Origin of the sequence: Rhizobium sp. YTU87027 (genome assembly GCF_050644135.1) — a bacterium.
Classification (GTDB): domain Bacteria; phylum Pseudomonadota; class Alphaproteobacteria; order Rhizobiales; family Rhizobiaceae; genus Rhizobium.
This window is the reverse complement of sequence record NZ_CP098443.1, coordinates 1-15,807: the sequence shown is the minus strand read 5'-3', so window position 1 is coordinate 15,807 and position 15,807 is coordinate 1. Positions and strand designations below refer to the sequence as shown.

Sequence of the window (15,807 nt, the reverse complement as noted above, 5' to 3'; positions counted from 1 at the left end):
ATCGAATGTCCCCAATGTGGGGACACCGTTATGTTTGCTGTTCTCCTCCCTCATAGCAAGCACCTCACTCGGCAGCGGCTGCATTACCGCGGGAAATACCAGAGGAAATTCCGCACATCTGTCGGAATTCCTCGGCCGACATGAGCTCGCGACCGACAGCGTCCACCATGGTCCTCGCGATACAGAACGCATCGACATTTCGCTGGATGAGATCATCGCGGTGCGGCCATTTCCACACCGTGTCTTCCATGCCCACACGAATGTGCAGACCCATCAAAAGCGCGAGGTTTGCCAAATGAAGGCTGGCGCGCCCACCTGCGCAGACGATGATATTTGCGCCCGGGTCAACCTGGCGGATGAGGCCAACTTGACGGACAAGCCCGTCGATCATGCTTTGGGGCGAGTACATGGGCGAGCATCCCGGGAGGCCAGCCAGGAGAAGCCAAGTCAACGGGCCCTTTACCAAGCCACTGTCAATCAGAAGGCGCCGGGCGTTGTCGACATCACCGTCAGTATAAACCGCAAGCTGCGGCACAAGTCCCGCGTCCATGACCATGCGTGTCTTCTCTATGATGGCGTGCGGCGGCTTAACAAACAGGTTGTCGCCCAAGATCAGTGCCGTCGTGTTTACCGGAACCGCACTGACCAGCCTTCGATCGATGACTTCCTGCATGGCCTTGCTTTCTTCGTCATTGACAGCGACAAGGCAGGCATCGAGCGCGATTTCGGGATGGTCGGCTTTCAGCCGGCCAAGGACTTCGCTGAACCTGTCGACGTCAAGCACATTGTGACCACCCTCGTCACGAACGTGAATGTGGATGATCTGAGCACCTTCAGCGATGCACTCCTTTGCAGAGCGGATGATCTCGTCGGGGGTCTGAGCCTGGTTCGGATTTTCGGCCTTCGTGAAGAACGCGCCGTTGATCGCGACTGAAACTGCAGCTTTCGGTAGGGGGTCCCAGCGGGGCATCTGAGGCGCGCCGGAGATCAGGCTGTCTCCCGCCGACATTATTGTCGGTGCGGCATACGGGCGCCAATACGTCCGGACATTTTCCTTGCTGACCCGGTGCTTTACGCGATCCCAGTTAATGGTGTTTTTGCTCACTATTGATCCTCCGATGATTGCTTCACCCAACGCCGCGATCCGAACGCTCCTGACGTTTGGCACCTTTCGTTGGTACCGCGAATTGAGATCAACATAGCTGCTCGCGATGAGGCCGGCGTCGCCTTGAGCTGACAAGTGCTACGCCGAAACTGCCAATTTCACTTCAGACGCTTGCATTTGGGCCATCAACTGACGTTGCCCCTTGGAGGGCAGTCAGGAGACCGCTCGGCCTTGAATGTTAAAACGCGTCCCTTCTGCTTGAACATGGAGCTTCGAAAGCCACGTTCGTTCGTGGTTCTCTCGCCATGTCACCGCGACGTCGTTTCCACTCGATCCTAACGGCGCAGTCATATAAGCATGGTCGCTATGTTCCCGAGGATCTGCTGTGCCATCCACAATACGCAGAGGCTGCCGTTTCACGACAGGCATAGATCGGTTGGTCAAGGGTATGGAATCCAAGCGTATCACCGCACCCGTTTTAACGCTCGGTGGAGATTTGGGCGAGACGATGCGTGAGGATTATCAGAAAGCGTTTCGCGCTGCCCTGCCTGAAGGCAAGCTGGGTCGCAATGGAAGGACGTGAACATTCGATGTGCTAGGAGAAGCCGATGAGTTAGAAGCATTCCTTGACCAATACGTCACCGCAAACGAGCCTCTACACATACTGTTACAGGCCCTAACGGCGTAATTGGCAGATTACGCGTAGTTAATGTCCATCTTCGCCCTTCCATGGCTGACTGGTCGAGTTACATTTCCTTTACTGGAGAGCTGTTCGTTGCCCAGCTGTGGCGAGTTTGTTCATGGGCTCCAAACGCAAGGGATGGGTGCGTATGAATATGCAGCGATGGGGTTGGTGGGAAATCCTGCGAAATTGGCTGGCTGAGATCGGTTCAGCTTACTGCACGTATTCAGAGCATTCCCACCGAGATGAAAAGAGCGATCGCTCTCGTTGAGGCAGCCGTTCACGACCGGCGTCCTTGCGCTGGGACCCAATACGCGGTCGAACGCGCTCAAGTTCCATTTGGCGAGTTACCTCACCCTTAGTTGCGATCCCAAATCTCCGCGGCAAAGCGACGTCCACGATCGGTGAATGTCTGAGCGTCAGACATTCAATAGGAGAATTTATGTCACGAACAAACGTCACGTTTTGGTCCGAAGGCGATCAATTGCGCGGTTGGTTTTACAAGCCTCGGGCAGCAGTTGGATTATATCCTGCGATTGTCATGGCACACGGCTTCTCCGCTGTGAAGGAGCAGTATCTGGACCAATATGCGCAGAAGTTTGCAGATCACGGGTTTGGTGTGCTGGTTTTTGATCACGGCTGCTTTGGAGAAAGCGGCGGGGAACCTCGTTTCGAGGTCGATCCCGAACGACAGAGACGCGGATACAAAGACGCAATCTCCTTTATTCAGACAATGGACGGCCCCAATCCGGAACGCATCGGCATTTGGGGCACAAGCTACAGCGGCGGCCATGTTCTTGCAGTTGCCGCCGAGGACAGGCGTGTAAGGGCCGTTGTCTCGCAGGTTCCAACGATAAGCGGGTCAAAGGTCGCTGTTCGTCGGTCAAAAACACCCCAAGCAGCTTATCTCAGGGAGCAGTTGGCGAGCGACCGGGCCGTCAGGGTGCTCGGCAAGGGAAGAGGCTACGTAAATGTGGTTGCCTCGGATCCGGAAGTGCCATGCGCGCTGCCAGGCGCCGATAGTTTCGAGTATTTTACAAAGTCATCCGAGTTTGCAACGAATTGGAACCCGAAGGTGACGGTCAGAAGTTTGGAACTGGCGCGAGCGAACGAGCCGGGTGCATACGTCCGGCTGATCAGCCCGACCCCATTGCTGATGCTTGTTGCCGAAGAGGACCATCTGACGCCGACCGACCTTGCATTGGACGCGTTCGACCGCGCCGGCGAGCCTAAGGCACTCGAGGTGCTTCCTGGCGGCCACTTCGAACCTTACACGACGCTCTTTGAGCAATCGAGTAGCGCTGCTGTCGGCTGGTTTGTAAAACATCTCTAACAGTTAATCGTCGAAAAAATATTGTGGTGATGCAGAAGGGGCGCTTCAAGAGCGCCCCTTCTGCCTGCTCGTCATTTCGCAGAAGCTAGATGACAAGACGCAGGGGAAGACGTGAGTACGCGGCTGACCTATCGTTGTGATTGTAAACTGGCCGTCCAGCCAGTTCGACACGCTTAACGCGTTGCGCAACCGTATTGAACACGGCGTTCGCTTCGGCTGTCGAGATGATCATGCCTGGGCACGAATGCGCACCGACACCAAACGATATGTGCTGATTCATTTCCGTCGAACGCGTGACATCCACTTCATGCGGATTCGTGAAGACTTCGGGATCACGATTCGCAGACGCAATCATAAAGCGAACCATCATGCCTACGGGTATCTTGACACCCCGGATCTCGAGTTCTTCGGTGGTGAACCGCGTGAATGAAATTTCCGGCGTATGCAGACGCGCGATTTCGCTGAAGATCGCTTGATGTTTGCCAGGATCGGATTTCCAAAGTTCGAACACATCCGGCCGCCGTGCGAAAATCTCCAGGCCACCAGTTATCAGATACGCCGCATTGGGCGTTCCCGTTGCCCAGAAGAGAAGCAACCCCTCGAACAGCTGCTGCTCGTTCATCTCGCCATTGGCGACGTCCTCGATCCAGGAGGAAACAACGCCTGGCTGCGGGTTTGCACGGCGCATTTGCAGATAATGCCGTACCCTGTCTGACAGGTAGTCGAATGCAGCTTGGCAACGCTGCTCCTCCTCTTCGGTAACGGCGGAGCCGAGAGCGGTCATCGCATCATGCATCCAAGCGGAACCGGTATCGTAGCCATCGTTTGGTAGCCCAAGAGCTGCGCACATTGCGTGATGGGCGGGAATGAGCGCGAGATTGCGAAACGCCTCGATCATGCCGCCGGGACCAAGATCATCGATCGCCTCGTTAACTGCTTTTGCCGTCGCTTGCGCCCATTGATTGGCGAGTTTTGGAGTAAACCACTTATTCGAGCGACGGCGGTGCGCGGTGTGGTCGGGGGGATCTGAAACGATCATGCTGTCCTTGAAGAGACTCCAAGGACCCTTAGGGACCCAGCTAGGAGCGATCATGGACAACGAAGGATGTTTGCCGAACTTTACGACATCATCGTAACGCGAGACGATATACGTATTTTCTGCAATAGGATCGCGATAAACCGGGGCCTCACGACGGAGGACGTCATACCACGGATACGGATTTTCGCGGAAGGCGGTGTCGGCCCACGGCAAGAGACTGTCATGTTGAACGTGCGCATTCATGAGTTATTCCCCTTTTTTAGTAGTACAAGACTTCAAGCAAGCCCCTGCGAACAAACGATTGTTCTGGGCTGTGCGCGGCGATCGTCTCTGAGCTTTACACGTTCAGCCTAACTGCCAGCGCTTTGCCGCAGCTGTCACTGCGCGGTATAGCCTCCGTCGATGACATGCTCTGCCCCGGTAATATAGGCCGCTTCATCGGACGCCAGGAACAATACGAGCGACGCTATCTCCTCAGGGCGGGCGAATCGCTTGAGAGGCACGAAGTCTGCATTGTAACCACGGCCTTCGATCATAGGCGTCTCCGTATCACCGGGATGGACGCTGTTGACACGAATGTTGGAGGAAGCGAGGTCGAGAGCGGCGGCTTTGGTCATGCCCCTGACAGCCCACTTCGTCGCAGTGTAGGCGAAGAAACCCTGGTACCCCACAATCCCTGCGGTCGATGAGACGGTAACGATTGATCCGCCTCCAGCGCGCCGCATAGAGGGTATAACCGCTTTCATACCGAGGAAGGGACCTACCTGCATCACGTCTACCAAGTGGCGGTAAGTTTCGAGACTAGTCTGCTCGATACCTTCCTCGACCAGAATTCCAGCGTTATTGACCAGCGCGTGAATGGGCCCATTGAAGAAATCCTCCGCGCGGATTACAAGCTTCGCCCAATCTTCCTCGCTGCGGACGTCAAGCTGAACGAATTTCGCGGCCTGCCCGACCTCCTCAATAACGGCAGCGCCCTGCGTTGCATTTCGATTGGCGATAACGACTTTCGCGCCTTCAGCAACAAAACGCCGGACTTGGGCAAGCCCCATGCCGCTCGTGCCACCGATCACAACAATATTCTTCCCTGCTACCCTTCCTGACATGCTTGTTCCTCGTGTTTCTGCGGGCTGTACTGCCTCGGATAAACGTGACAATGCTGTTATAACCGGTCCACATGGGCTAACTTGATGCTGACCGGCAGCGAGATCAGGCGACCATCGAGTTAACCCGGAAGGACGCCGTTTTTCTTGGCAGTCCAAGTCGCGATGTAGTCCATCAGGCCTGGCGACAGACAGTCGAAAGGCTCAAGATCTACAGACTTCAACCTGGCGCGGACTTGATCCATTTTCGACGGGTCGAACCCGCTTTCGATGATCGAAGAAACGAAGGCGGCAAAGCCAGGCTTGGCCCATCCCTTTTCTTCGAACCGCTCCGGGTGAATGAAGGACAAACCCTGGAAAGGATGCTCACGCTCTACTGGGCCGTACATATGGACGCCGCACTGCTTACAAGCATGACGCTGAATAAGAGCTGCAGGATCGACGACGACAAGCTTTTCGCCGTTTTCGAGGACTTCAACGTTATCCGTCGGCGCTACTGCTACGATCGAAAACGCAGCGCCCTCCGGCTTCCAGCACTTGGTGCAGCCGCAGGCATGGTTATGCGCGATATCGCCCTTAATCCGCACCTTCACCGGATTACTTGCGCAGTTGCATACGAGCGTGCCGCCCGAGAACAAAGCGTCCGTCGCCCTGAACCCGGAATCGATCGATGGGTGTAGTGTCATGCTGCTCTCCTTCCTTTTTTGGCCGGCAAAAGATGGCCGGCCGTCTGCGATCACCTGTTCAGCCGCTCCGCATGCCAGCGGAGATGATCATTCATGAATGTCGAAATGAAGAAATATGAGTGCCCATAGTCCTCCTGCATGCGGAGCGTGAGCGGAATGCCCGCTTGTTCACAGGCCTTCTGAAGCTCGCCGGGGCGCAAGCCTTCCTCAAGGAAATCGTCAATCGTTCCCTGGTCAACCAGAAACTCCGGGAACCTGTGACCGTCTTCAATCAAGAGACAGGCGTCATAAGACCGCCAGTTTTCTTCGTCGGAGCCGAGATACTTGCGGAATGCTGGATCCGACCATCCCGAAAGCGTGGGTCTGCTGATCGGGGCGAACGCGGAACAACTGCGAAACCTCTCGGGATTTCGCAGTGCGATCGTGACTGCACCATGCCCACCCATCGAATGGCCAAATATGCCCTGACGGTCCATGTCGACCGGGAATTCTCTGGACAGAAGCGATGGGAGCTCGCGAGTGATATAGGAATACATACGATAGTTCCGGGCGTAAGGTGCCTCCGTCGCATCGAGGTAGAAGCCAGCCCCCTGCCCGAACTGCCAGTTGTCGCCTTCGTCAGGAACGTTGTCCCCACGCGGGCTCGTGTCCGGGCACACCACGATCAGTCCCAGTTCGGCTGCCAGCCGCCGGTACTCGCCCTTCTCCATGACGTTGGCGTAGGTGCAGGTCAGCCCCGACAGGTACCAGATGAGCGGGCACTGCCTTTCTGCCGCTTGTGGTGGTACGAACACGGCGAACGTCATCTCGCAGGCGCACTCGGCGGATTCGTGGGAGTAAACGCCCTGAATGCCCCCGAAGGACTTCGCGGTCGATATCGTCTTCATTGTCAGTAGACCACCACGCCACGGATCGACTCGCCCTTATGCATCAGCTCAAAACCTTTGTTGATGTCGTCCAGTGGCATGGTGTGGGTGATCATCGGATCGATCTGGATCTTGCCTTCCATGTACCAGTCGACGATCTTCGGCACGTCGGTGCGGCCACGCGCGCCACCGAAGGCGGTGCCCATCCAGTTGCGGCCAGTTACAAGCTGGAACGGACGCGTCGAGATTTCCTGACCGGCGCCGGCGACGCCGATGATCACGGACTTGCCCCAGCCGCGATGGCTGGCTTCGAGTGCCTGACGCATCACCTTGGTGTTGCCGGTGCAGTCAAAGGTATAGTCGGCGCCGCCGATCAGGTCGCCATTACGCTTCGTCATGTTAACCAGATAGGGAACGATGTCGTCGCCCACTTCCTTGGGATTGACGAAGTGCGTCATGCCGAACTTCTCGCCCCAGGCCTTGCGGTCCGGGTTGATGTCGACACCGATGATCATGTCGGCGCCGGCAAGGCGTAGACCCTGCAGTACGTTGAGACCGATGCCGCCAAGACCGAAGACGATCGCCGTCGATCCGATCTCGACCTTGGCGGTGTTGATCACAGCGCCGATGCCCGTCGTCACGCCGCAGCCGATGTAGCAGACCTTGTCGAAGGGGGCGTCGGGATTTATCTTGGCGAGAGCGATCTCCGGCAGAACGGTGAAGTTCGCGAAGGTCGAGCAACCCATGTAGTGGTGGATCTTGTCCTTGCCGATGGAGAAGCGGCTCGTGCCGTCGGGCATCAGGCCTTGCCCCTGAGTAGCGCGAATCGAGGTGCAGAGATTGGTCTTGCGCGAAGTGCAGGAGTAGCATTCGCGGCACTCCGGGGTGTAGAGCGGAATGACATGATCGCCCTTCCTCAAGGAGGTGACGCCTGGGCCGACGTCGACGACCACGCCGGCACCCTCATGGCCGAGAATCGCCGGGAACAGGCCTTCCGGGTCGGCACCCGAAAGCGTGAAATCGTCGGTGTGGCAGATACCCGTCGCCTTGACCTCGATCAGCACCTCGCCAGCCTTCGGGCCGTCGAGCTGAACGGTCATGATTTCGAGTGGTTTTCCTGCCTGTACGGCAACAGCTGCGCGAACGTCCATTGGTTCCTCGTGTGTGTCTTCTAAGGGCCGCACACCCGACTGTCGCGGGCGCACGTAAGTTTGCTAAAACGCCTCGCGCGCTGCGGTCAGCCAGCCGCCATCAATGACGTACGCGCTGCCGTGCACGAAGTCTGCGTCATCGCCTGCGAGGAAGGCTGCAAGCCGCGCGACCTCCTCGGGCTTGCACCACCGCTGGGCAGGTGTCTTCATCACGCCGGCATCCATGTCAGGGAGCGCTTCACTCGTGCCGCCGTGGAGTGCCATGGGAGTTGCGGTCGCGCCGGGGCAAATTGCGTTTACGCGGATACCCTTCGCGCCATATTCAAAACAGAGCTGACGGGTGAGACCAAGAACTCCATGCTTCGAAGCGGTGTAAGCCGAACCACCTCCGGCTGCGCTAAATGATGACAGCGACGCGATGTTGACGATCGAGCCCTTGCCCTTCTTGAGCATGTGCGGAATTGCATACTTCGACATCAGGAAAGGACCGGTCAGGTTGATCGCGATCACCTCCTGCCATGATTGGAGGCTCACCGTATGGGCCGGTTCATAGGTGTCGAGAACACCGGCGTTGTTTATCAGCACATCAATTCGCCCCCAGTGCGCGACGACAGCGTCGATCACACCTACGACATCCGCCTCAACCGAGACATCCGCGCGGAGTGCTAGTGCTCGCTCGGTGTTGCCGGCAAGACGAATGCTTTCTTCCACTTTCTCCAAGGTGCGTCCGACTGCTGCCACCCGCGCACCGCGCCTGGCAAACTCGGAGACCATTGAACGGCCCATCCCGGAGCCGGCGCCGGTGATGACCACAACCTTATCATTGTATTCCATTGTCTCGACCTCCCTGGTATTTGGGCCTGACTGCGTTGAAAACGCTCATTGTTGCTCAACGACGACGGAATCGCCGACAAGCACCTCGCCAGGCAGAGCCACCTCGGCATATGATGCGAAGCCCGGTGTGGCGTAGGCAGGCATAAGTCCATCAGGCAGATGAACCTTTTGCCGATATTCCAACAGCGCAGCGACGGTCCTTGCGTTGTTCTTCCCGGTCTCAGGATCGAGCTGAGTGACAACACAACGCGGGACCGAACTTCGAACTCTCAAAACGGCTGCGCCGATCCGGATGGTTTTTCCCTCCCATCGATCTTCGGCATAGGGCTCGTCGCATTCGATAACGAGATTTGCCCGAAATCGCCGGTAGTCGATTGCGGAACCCATGCGCAGGCCCAAATCACGAATGGATCCAGTCGTCAGAAGCGTAATTGGCAGGACGTCAACACCGTCTCCGCTTTTCATCACCCTGACCATCCGGACCTTCTCGCCCGAAAAATCGCAAAGGCGTCTATTCCACTCACCGACTACGTCCGAGACCAGAATACGTCGCATATCCATATAGCTCAGAGCGAATGGTAGCCTGCTCGCGAAACAGTCGTCTTCAACCACGCGGCCGTTCGGATAGGTCATGCGCAAGCGACGCCGTATTCCGTCATAATGAAATATCAACGGCAAGAAATGGCGATGATGGCCTGCTCCGAGCGGTTGTCCAGCTTCATTCAGCAAGATAAAGTCGCGGTCACCAGCAATGCCGCGCGCGGTAATTTGCGCCCGATCGAGGTCTAGCAACCTTGTCGTCTTTACATGTGCCATTCCGATATGTTTGACGAACATCTACCTAACCATCGATCACGCCGCTTTGGCCATTGCAGGGTACGATTCTCAAAAGTGGTCACCGAAGGCAAACATCTGGGTACTGCAACGCCAGCTTTCGCCCGCCTTCACCCAGCCAAAAAGAATCTTGTATACTGTCGGTTCGCTCCCATCGACTGGATGAATGGTGCCGATCAGGAACTCGAGGGCACCGTCTCCCAACGGGATGATTTGCTCGGTCTTGGTGGTCCAGGTGTATTTGCCGACAATCCCCGCATAGAGCTCATGGATCGCTTGGGAGCCTTTCCATGTCTGGTCCCCGTCACCAAATACCCAGGCGTCTTCGGTGTAATATTTGTCCACAATCGGGTCGGCATCACCAGAGGCAAACGCCTGTTTCATCAAATCGTGCTGGGCGGCGATTGCGGCGCGGACGTCATCCGGAAGTTTTGACATAGGTGATCCATCTCCGTTTGTGCGAAGTTTCGATTGACAATCTGAGTGTGTTTGCGGTCCGCCGCTATCACGGTGACGAACCCGATCATAGAAAAAAGCCTCAGGCAGGGTCGTTGAGGAATTCCATGATGTCATTGGCTGCGACTTGTGGTATCTCCCACGTCACAGAGTGGCCATAGTTGCGATAGGTCTTATACTTCGCGTCGGGCAATGCGCTTTTCACTGCCTCCTGATCCTCTGCGTTAAAGAACTGGTCCTGATCGCCCCACATCACAAAAACGGGAGCCTTGATGCGCGTCGCTGCTAGTGACCAGTTTGTAACTTCTAAGGCGACAAGGCAGCCCTTCCATGTCTCGTGGGGCACCACCGTGGCTTCCTGCTTGAGGTATTTCATGAAATTCTGGTCGATTGGATGAGGATTCCACGTCCACTCATTGAGAAACGCACCGTTCACATCAAGCGGGAAAGTCTGACTTTCAACGGTAGTCTGAAGCCAGTCCGCCGTTGCCTTACTGAGCTGCATCGCGGTAGCGATCAAGACAACCTTGTTGACCTTGTGACCATAGAAGGCAGCGAGCACGGCTGCGGTCATGGATCCCATCGAATGGCCGACAATGTCAGCCTTTTCAATGCCAAGTTCGTCCATAAGCTCGCTGACATCCGCCGCAAAGCTCAGTAAGTTTATGTCCCTTGTAACCTTCTGGCTATCGCCGTGCCCGCGCAGTTCGATCGCGACAAAGCGCCGTCCCTTGAGAAAAGGCGCAACAAGCGAATAGGCGCGAGAATTATCTGTATATCCATGGATAAGAATGACGGCAGGGGCAGCTACATCACCCCACTCTACGTACGCGAGCTCAATGCCGCTTCTTGTTCTTATTTTCCTCTTGGCTCCGGCCCATTCATCCTGGTTTGGCGGAAGGATTTCAATTGTCATGCCAGCTCTCCTGATTTCGCATTTGTTGTGATGGTGCCCTTTACTAGGGCCCCATCACGTTGGCCCGCCCTTGGAGATGGGAAACGAGGACGGGCTTCTCCCGACCTTAGTGCTGGTGCTCTCGTTCCCGCTTGTGGGCGAGGAACTCAAACACCCGGTCTGCGCGACCAAGGCTGTTGTAAACTTCGGGTTTTGCCGAGCGGAAATAGAGCGCAAGTAGGCTCCCAACGACAAACGACCCGATCAGGAAGTACACCACCCAGAGATTCTGGCCTGGTTCGCCCCCGACGATCAGCTCAAGATGGGCGACGGCAAAGACGACCGAAACTGTCATCACGATCGCAGCAATTCCCGGCGCGACAAACACTTTGAATGCGTTTTCACCCGCGGGTATGCCGCTGCGAGCGAACCAGGCAATAACTGCAAAGCTGACCATCGCCATCAGGATGATAACGCCTACCCCACCGATGCCGGTTGCAATGCCGTACAAAATCGATCCGTCGGCATTCATGATGATAAACGGCCCGACAAAGAGAGCGGCTATGATCGCAACGGCAGTTGACGCTGTGTGCGGCGAACTGTGGCGCTCATGCACCTTGGATAGGTATGCGGGCAGTGCTTTGTCGACCGCGAGATTAAGAACGTATCTCGAAAGGACGTTATGGATGGAAATCAAAGCGGCAGTTATCGACAAAATGACCGAGCAGTAGGTGATTTGCTCAAATACGGGTGCCACGAATTTGCCGATTGCCACCGCAAACATCGAGGTCGGATTGTTCTTTGCCACGTCCCACGCTTGGGATCCAAAAGCGGACACAAGCGCATAGCAGGACAATGTGTAGAGCACTCCGACGATGAGTACGGCACCATAGGTCGCGCGTGGGATGGTGCGGTTGGGATCGCGGACTTCGTCGCGAAAGAGAGCAGTCGCTTCAAAGCCCAGAAACACCAGGATGGCATAAACCATCGTAACGGCCATATCACCGGATGCGAAAGCCGAAGGAGTAAATGGCTGAGCGGACAATCCCTCCGCGCCACCGGAAAACAGAACGGCGACGTTGAAGATCATGACAATCGCGATTTCAACCAGCATTGCGATCGAGAGAATTTTCGCGGAGAGTTCGATGTGGAAGTATCCGAGAGTGCTAACCCCTATCCAGCCTATGATGGTCCATATCCACCACGGTGTCTGCGATCCACCGACGCTCGTGATTAGCGAGTTCGTACTAACTCCAAGGAATATGTATGTGCCGCCCAAAAGAGCCAGGTATGCGATTACGGCCAAGAAGGCGGCACCGAGACCCGTCACCTTCCCGAGGCCCGAACTGATGAACGCGTAAAAGTCTCCTGGCTTCGGTACGTGCTTCGCCATCGTCACATAGCCGATGGAGAAGAGGATGAGAACGATCGTTGTCAAAAGGAACCCGAAGGTCGCTCCGGGCCCGTCAAAAAGGATGGTGAAGGGAATGAACCCTTCGACAACTGCGATCGGTGCCGAGAATGCGAGCACGGTAAGCATAAGCGCGCCCGGGCCCATACGGCCGACCAGTCTTGGCTTCTCTCCAGTGTTCGGCGCGGCAGCTGCACCGAAACTGCTTGAAATTGCTCTCACACCATCTGTCTGCGTAGTATCAGTCATTTTCGTAGTTCCCCTTTGGAGTTTTGAACCGACACGCCGTGTTTTTAGTTATTTTTAGTGCCTCAGTTGTTTGGGAGCTCGGCGACCGCCGAGATTTCGATCAGAGCGCCTGGAATAGCCAAGCTGGTGATACCCATCGACGTCCATGCGGGATAGGGCGCTGGGAAGATGTCCTTCTTGAGCGGCAAGAACCATTCGTTGACCAATGTGCAGTCGCCTACGTGGTAGGTATTCATCGCGATTACGTCGGCAAAGCCGCAACCCGCTTCTGTAAGCACACGTCCAAGGTTCTCCAAAGCGAGCGACGCCTGTTCCTGAACCGATTTTCCAAGTTGCCCGCTTTTGTCGACGCCAATTTGGCCGGCGACGAAGAGCAATCCATTGGCAACACGCCCAGGTGCAAAACCGTAAGTTGGGCCAGTACTTTCCATACCTGAAGGAACGACGGCCTTAAGCTGCTTCGCGGTCATTGAGCAATTCTCCCTTAATTTGCGCGGCAGCGGCTTCACCCGACTGCACAGCGCCTTCCATGTAACCAGTCCATGCGGGAGCGGCTTCCGTTCCCGCAAAGTGAATGCGGCCTATCGGCGCGCGCAGTGACGATCCGCACGTGCTCATCAACCCGGGCGGCATATGGCAGACTGGCCCGCCCATCGTGAATTCGACATCGTTCCAGTTGGTCTCGAGGTAAGCTTGCGGCCGTAACGCCTCTTCTCCGAGGCAGCGGCCCACAGCATGGAGCATTTCGGTGCGCCGTCCCTCTACACCCAGGCCAAACCACTTGTCGTAGTTCGAGCCGCCTATGAATATGACCAGAGTAGCGAAGGTGTCGCCGGGGCGCGTCACGTCCAAGGCAAAGAAGCCAGGCGAAAGCGAGAAAATCTCGCCAGATAGTCCTCGGTCGAGCCAAAACTGCTTTTCGTATCGGAGTTGGAGCTTCATGTAGCGACCGAAATTGGTACGCCGATTGATCTGACGCCGAGCCGATGGAAGTTCCGGGTGGAACGCTATCTGCGCCGCAGCAGCGGGCGGCAGCGCCATAATGATGCGCTTGGAACGATAGGTTCCTTTGTGAGTCAGAACGTCAACGTGCTTCTCGCCGTGAGTGACCGCGATCACTTCCTCTTTCAAGTGAACGCTGTCAGCCGGTAGCCGCTCAGCAATACGTTGAGAGATTTGCTGCGCTCCTCCGACCCACAGCATCACATTTGATGTGACCTGTAGCGCATACATATCTTCACACTGTGCGACATAAAACGCGAAGAAAAGCAGCGAGATCTCTGACGGATCAACGCCGGTTATGATTGTGACGTCGCTGCCGACAATTTTTTTGACAAGTGCGTCCGAAACATTTTCCTCGAGCCAAGTAGCCATTGTCTTAGAATCGAGTTCAGCGGCCCCCGGAGCATCCCATGGGTTTTCCTTGCCGACTCTTCTCGCAAGTTCGTCGATCGCGGCAAATGCCTTGGCAAGCTGCTGCTGCAAGCTGCTGCCATCGCCAACGAGTTTCTCTGGATAACTTCCGTCCTCGGCAATCAAGATTTCCGTTCCGAGATCCCAAACCATTTTGCCAGCGGGTCGGGCCTTCACCATTTCGAGGCCCATTTCTTTGCCAAGTCGCTGTGAGCGGTCATGCGTGGTGCCGATAAACATCCCGCCAAAGTCGAGTGCGCCATTTGTGAACTGGCTGTCCGACCACGTGCGTCCGCCAACACGATCCTTTCCGTCGAAGAGAAGGACGCTCAAGCCGCTCTCCTGCAACTCTTTGGCCGCAGTCATACCGGAGAGACCCGCTCCTACAATAATGACATCGGCGTCGATATCTTTGTTATTGCTCATTTAACTAACTCACATTTGTTAGGTTAAGTTGGCCAAGCATGATGCCCTAGCTGCGCCTCCTCCTCCACCATCCGGTGGCAGGAAGCTCAGCCCATTTCTTGACCGCGAGGTGTTTTTTTTCAGGACCTCATGCAGCTCGCCGGCTTAACGATGGAAGAAGTCTGTCAACCCAGTCGAGTGCCGCTTGAGACAACGGCACACCTTTTGCCGCATCATGCCGGCCAGTCTCACCGACCTGGTGAGCCCCCAGCTCGTTCAACAGGGTCGAAACTACGTCAATCCCATTCCCGTAGGTTTCATAGGTGCTGTCACCCAAGCCAAAAGCGCCAAACTTGAGTGCGCCAAGGTCCGGCCTTGAGGCCCGGAGAGCATCGTAGAATGGCTGCGTAGTTTCGGGAAGCTCGCCCTCGCCATAAGTCGATGTGATCACGATCACCAAGCCTGCATCCTGCAACCGAGAGACGTCACAGTCCTCCATGGGAATGACTTGGGCTTCTTCGCCGTTTTCACGAATGAACTCTGCGATGTCGTCGGCCGCCATCTCAGAATTGCCGCTCTCTGTACCGAAAAGGACTGTTATCATTTCTAGGTTCCCTGCTCTTCTTCTGTTGCTCGATCCATAAGGCGCGCGAGATATTTTCCGGCGCCAGCGTTATGCTCATTCAGGCGCCATGCAAAGTAAACTAACGTAAGTTAGCTAAATTGGTGAGGCAAACTTCATGCCACTTCCTTTTCCTTGCCGTTTGGGCTTCGCGGGCTATTCTGACGACGACTTTGTGCCAGCATTTTGTGCGGGGCTAGTCCAATTGCACAATTTCTAATCAATGAAAGAGGCATCCTGATTGTTTGCTTTGTGTCTGGCGCGGGCTCTATCACCCCAGCCGCCCGCATGCGCCTGACAAGCGCGGTACCACGTCCGTGCTGCACAAGCGAAGTAATCTATCGGACTCCTCATAAGCGTTCGCTCCTCCGTACGCTTTAAATCACATTCGTGGGCGCCTGCCCTCCAAAGCAGACATTTTTCCTAGAATGTAAGTGAGCCTTTATATGACAAAAGCCGGAACGTCGCGCGATTAAAATGGCCAAGTAGTACGTCAAATAAGCCATTCCTTAGAAAGCTGCGCCGGATCATAAATCCGCTCTTCGAAAAATGGGGGAGCAAGAAGTTGCTGGCACCCGCCATGACCGGCTTGTCCATGGAAAATCACCCGGACACCGCGCCGCGCAAAGCAGTTCGGCGCCGTCGATGCGACGCCGCCTGCCTAAATAGTGCCCGTCCATAAACGGCTGTTTTTCTGTGGTTTTCAAGGTTGCTTGTCCACTG

15 protein-coding genes are annotated in these 15,807 nt (G+C 55.9%); 1 reads left to right on the top strand and 14 read right to left on the bottom strand.

The window, feature by feature from the left end; translation table 11 throughout:
- Positions 1–64: 64 nt before the first annotated feature.
- Positions 65–1,105, bottom strand: coding sequence for a 3-keto-5-aminohexanoate cleavage protein (locus tag NBG89_RS30705; protein WP_431324683.1), 1,041 nt, complete (start codon positions 1,103–1,105; stop codon positions 65–67).
- A gap of 1,124 nt (positions 1,106–2,229) precedes the next feature.
- Here NBG89_RS30705 and NBG89_RS30700 point away from each other — a divergent pair.
- Positions 2,230–3,120 (top strand): alpha/beta hydrolase, encoded by an 891-nt coding sequence (locus NBG89_RS30700; RefSeq protein WP_431324682.1) that lies wholly within the window; start codon positions 2,230–2,232, stop codon positions 3,118–3,120.
- Positions 3,121–3,205: 85 nt separating this feature from the next.
- Here NBG89_RS30700 and NBG89_RS30695 read toward each other — a convergent pair whose 3' ends face one another.
- From NBG89_RS30695 to NBG89_RS30635, 13 genes are all read right to left on the bottom strand, one after another.
- Positions 3,206–4,402, bottom strand: coding sequence for a cytochrome P450 (locus tag NBG89_RS30695; RefSeq protein WP_431324681.1), 1,197 nt, complete (start codon positions 4,400–4,402; stop codon positions 3,206–3,208).
- 134 nt (positions 4,403–4,536) lie between these two features.
- Positions 4,537–5,265, bottom strand: a complete 729-nt coding sequence (locus tag NBG89_RS30690; protein WP_431324680.1) for an SDR family oxidoreductase — start codon at positions 5,263–5,265, stop codon at positions 4,537–4,539.
- A 119-nt stretch (positions 5,266–5,384) separates the two neighbouring features.
- Positions 5,385–5,948 carry an S-(hydroxymethyl)glutathione synthase gene (gfa, locus tag NBG89_RS30685; protein ID WP_431324679.1) on the bottom strand — a complete coding sequence of 188 codons (564 nt, stop codon included), beginning with the start codon at positions 5,946–5,948 and terminating at the stop codon, positions 5,385–5,387.
- A gap of 50 nt (positions 5,949–5,998) precedes the next feature.
- Positions 5,999–6,835, bottom strand: coding sequence for an S-formylglutathione hydrolase (fghA, locus tag NBG89_RS30680; protein WP_431324678.1), 837 nt, complete (start codon positions 6,833–6,835; stop codon positions 5,999–6,001).
- Positions 6,836–6,837: 2 nt separating this feature from the next.
- Positions 6,838–7,965: an S-(hydroxymethyl)glutathione dehydrogenase/class III alcohol dehydrogenase gene (locus NBG89_RS30675; RefSeq protein ID WP_431324677.1), complete on the bottom strand. Its 1,128-nt coding sequence runs from the start codon at positions 7,963–7,965 to the stop codon at positions 6,838–6,840.
- Between the two features lie 63 nt (positions 7,966–8,028).
- Positions 8,029–8,799, bottom strand: a complete 771-nt coding sequence (locus NBG89_RS30670; RefSeq protein ID WP_431324676.1) for an SDR family NAD(P)-dependent oxidoreductase — start codon at positions 8,797–8,799, stop codon at positions 8,029–8,031.
- A 45-nt stretch (positions 8,800–8,844) separates the two neighbouring features.
- On the bottom strand, positions 8,845–9,636 hold the full coding sequence (locus NBG89_RS30665; RefSeq protein WP_431324675.1) for an MOSC domain-containing protein: 792 nt from the start codon (positions 9,634–9,636) through the stop codon (positions 8,845–8,847).
- Positions 9,637–9,684: 48 nt separating this feature from the next.
- Positions 9,685–10,071 carry a YybH family protein gene (locus NBG89_RS30660; RefSeq protein WP_431324674.1) on the bottom strand — a complete coding sequence of 129 codons (387 nt, stop codon included), beginning with the start codon at positions 10,069–10,071 and terminating at the stop codon, positions 9,685–9,687.
- Positions 10,072–10,171: 100 nt separating this feature from the next.
- Positions 10,172–11,005, bottom strand: coding sequence for an alpha/beta fold hydrolase (locus NBG89_RS30655; RefSeq protein ID WP_431324673.1), 834 nt, complete (start codon positions 11,003–11,005; stop codon positions 10,172–10,174).
- Between the two features lie 106 nt (positions 11,006–11,111).
- Positions 11,112–12,644 carry an APC family permease gene (locus NBG89_RS30650; protein ID WP_431324672.1) on the bottom strand — a complete coding sequence of 511 codons (1,533 nt, stop codon included), beginning with the start codon at positions 12,642–12,644 and terminating at the stop codon, positions 11,112–11,114.
- Positions 12,645–12,706: 62 nt separating this feature from the next.
- A complete protein-coding gene (locus tag NBG89_RS30645; RefSeq protein ID WP_431324671.1) occupies positions 12,707–13,114 on the bottom strand; it encodes a Rid family hydrolase in 408 nt (135 codons plus the stop codon).
- Positions 13,095–14,483 carry a flavin monoamine oxidase family protein gene (locus NBG89_RS30640; protein ID WP_431324670.1) on the bottom strand — a complete coding sequence of 463 codons (1,389 nt, stop codon included), beginning with the start codon at positions 14,481–14,483 and terminating at the stop codon, positions 13,095–13,097. The genes NBG89_RS30645 and NBG89_RS30640 overlap by 20 nt, the downstream gene beginning before the upstream one ends.
- 127 nt (positions 14,484–14,610) lie before the next feature.
- Positions 14,611–15,066 (bottom strand): flavodoxin domain-containing protein, encoded by a 456-nt coding sequence (locus tag NBG89_RS30635; protein ID WP_431324669.1) that lies wholly within the window; start codon positions 15,064–15,066, stop codon positions 14,611–14,613.
- Between the last annotated feature and the right edge of the window lie 741 nt (positions 15,067–15,807).

Bases quoted from the DNA above. Each gene is read 5' to 3' on its own strand.
- NBG89_RS30700 (WP_431324682.1), top strand. From the start codon at position 2,230: ATGTCACGAACAAACGTCACGTTTTGGTCCGAAGGCGATCAATTGCGC.
- NBG89_RS30695 (WP_431324681.1), bottom strand. From the start codon at position 4,402: ATGAATGCGCACGTTCAACATGACAGTCTCTTGCCGTGGGCCGACACC.
- NBG89_RS30690 (WP_431324680.1), bottom strand. From the start codon at position 5,265: ATGTCAGGAAGGGTAGCAGGGAAGAATATTGTTGTGATCGGTGGCACG.
- gfa (WP_431324679.1), bottom strand. From the start codon at position 5,948: ATGACACTACACCCATCGATCGATTCCGGGTTCAGGGCGACGGACGCT.
- fghA (WP_431324678.1), bottom strand. From the start codon at position 6,835: ATGAAGACGATATCGACCGCGAAGTCCTTCGGGGGCATTCAGGGCGTT.
- NBG89_RS30675 (WP_431324677.1), bottom strand. From the start codon at position 7,965: ATGGACGTTCGCGCAGCTGTTGCCGTACAGGCAGGAAAACCACTCGAA.
- NBG89_RS30670 (WP_431324676.1), bottom strand. From the start codon at position 8,799: ATGGAATACAATGATAAGGTTGTGGTCATCACCGGCGCCGGCTCCGGG.
- NBG89_RS30665 (WP_431324675.1), bottom strand. From the start codon at position 9,636: ATGTTCGTCAAACATATCGGAATGGCACATGTAAAGACGACAAGGTTG.
- NBG89_RS30660 (WP_431324674.1), bottom strand. From the start codon at position 10,071: ATGTCAAAACTTCCGGATGACGTCCGCGCCGCAATCGCCGCCCAGCAC.
- NBG89_RS30655 (WP_431324673.1), bottom strand. From the start codon at position 11,005: ATGACAATTGAAATCCTTCCGCCAAACCAGGATGAATGGGCCGGAGCC.
- NBG89_RS30650 (WP_431324672.1), bottom strand. From the start codon at position 12,644: ATGACTGATACTACGCAGACAGATGGTGTGAGAGCAATTTCAAGCAGT.
- NBG89_RS30645 (WP_431324671.1), bottom strand. From the start codon at position 13,114: ATGACCGCGAAGCAGCTTAAGGCCGTCGTTCCTTCAGGTATGGAAAGT.
- NBG89_RS30640 (WP_431324670.1), bottom strand. From the start codon at position 14,483: ATGAGCAATAACAAAGATATCGACGCCGATGTCATTATTGTAGGAGCG.
- NBG89_RS30635 (WP_431324669.1), bottom strand. From the start codon at position 15,066: ATGATAACAGTCCTTTTCGGTACAGAGAGCGGCAATTCTGAGATGGCG.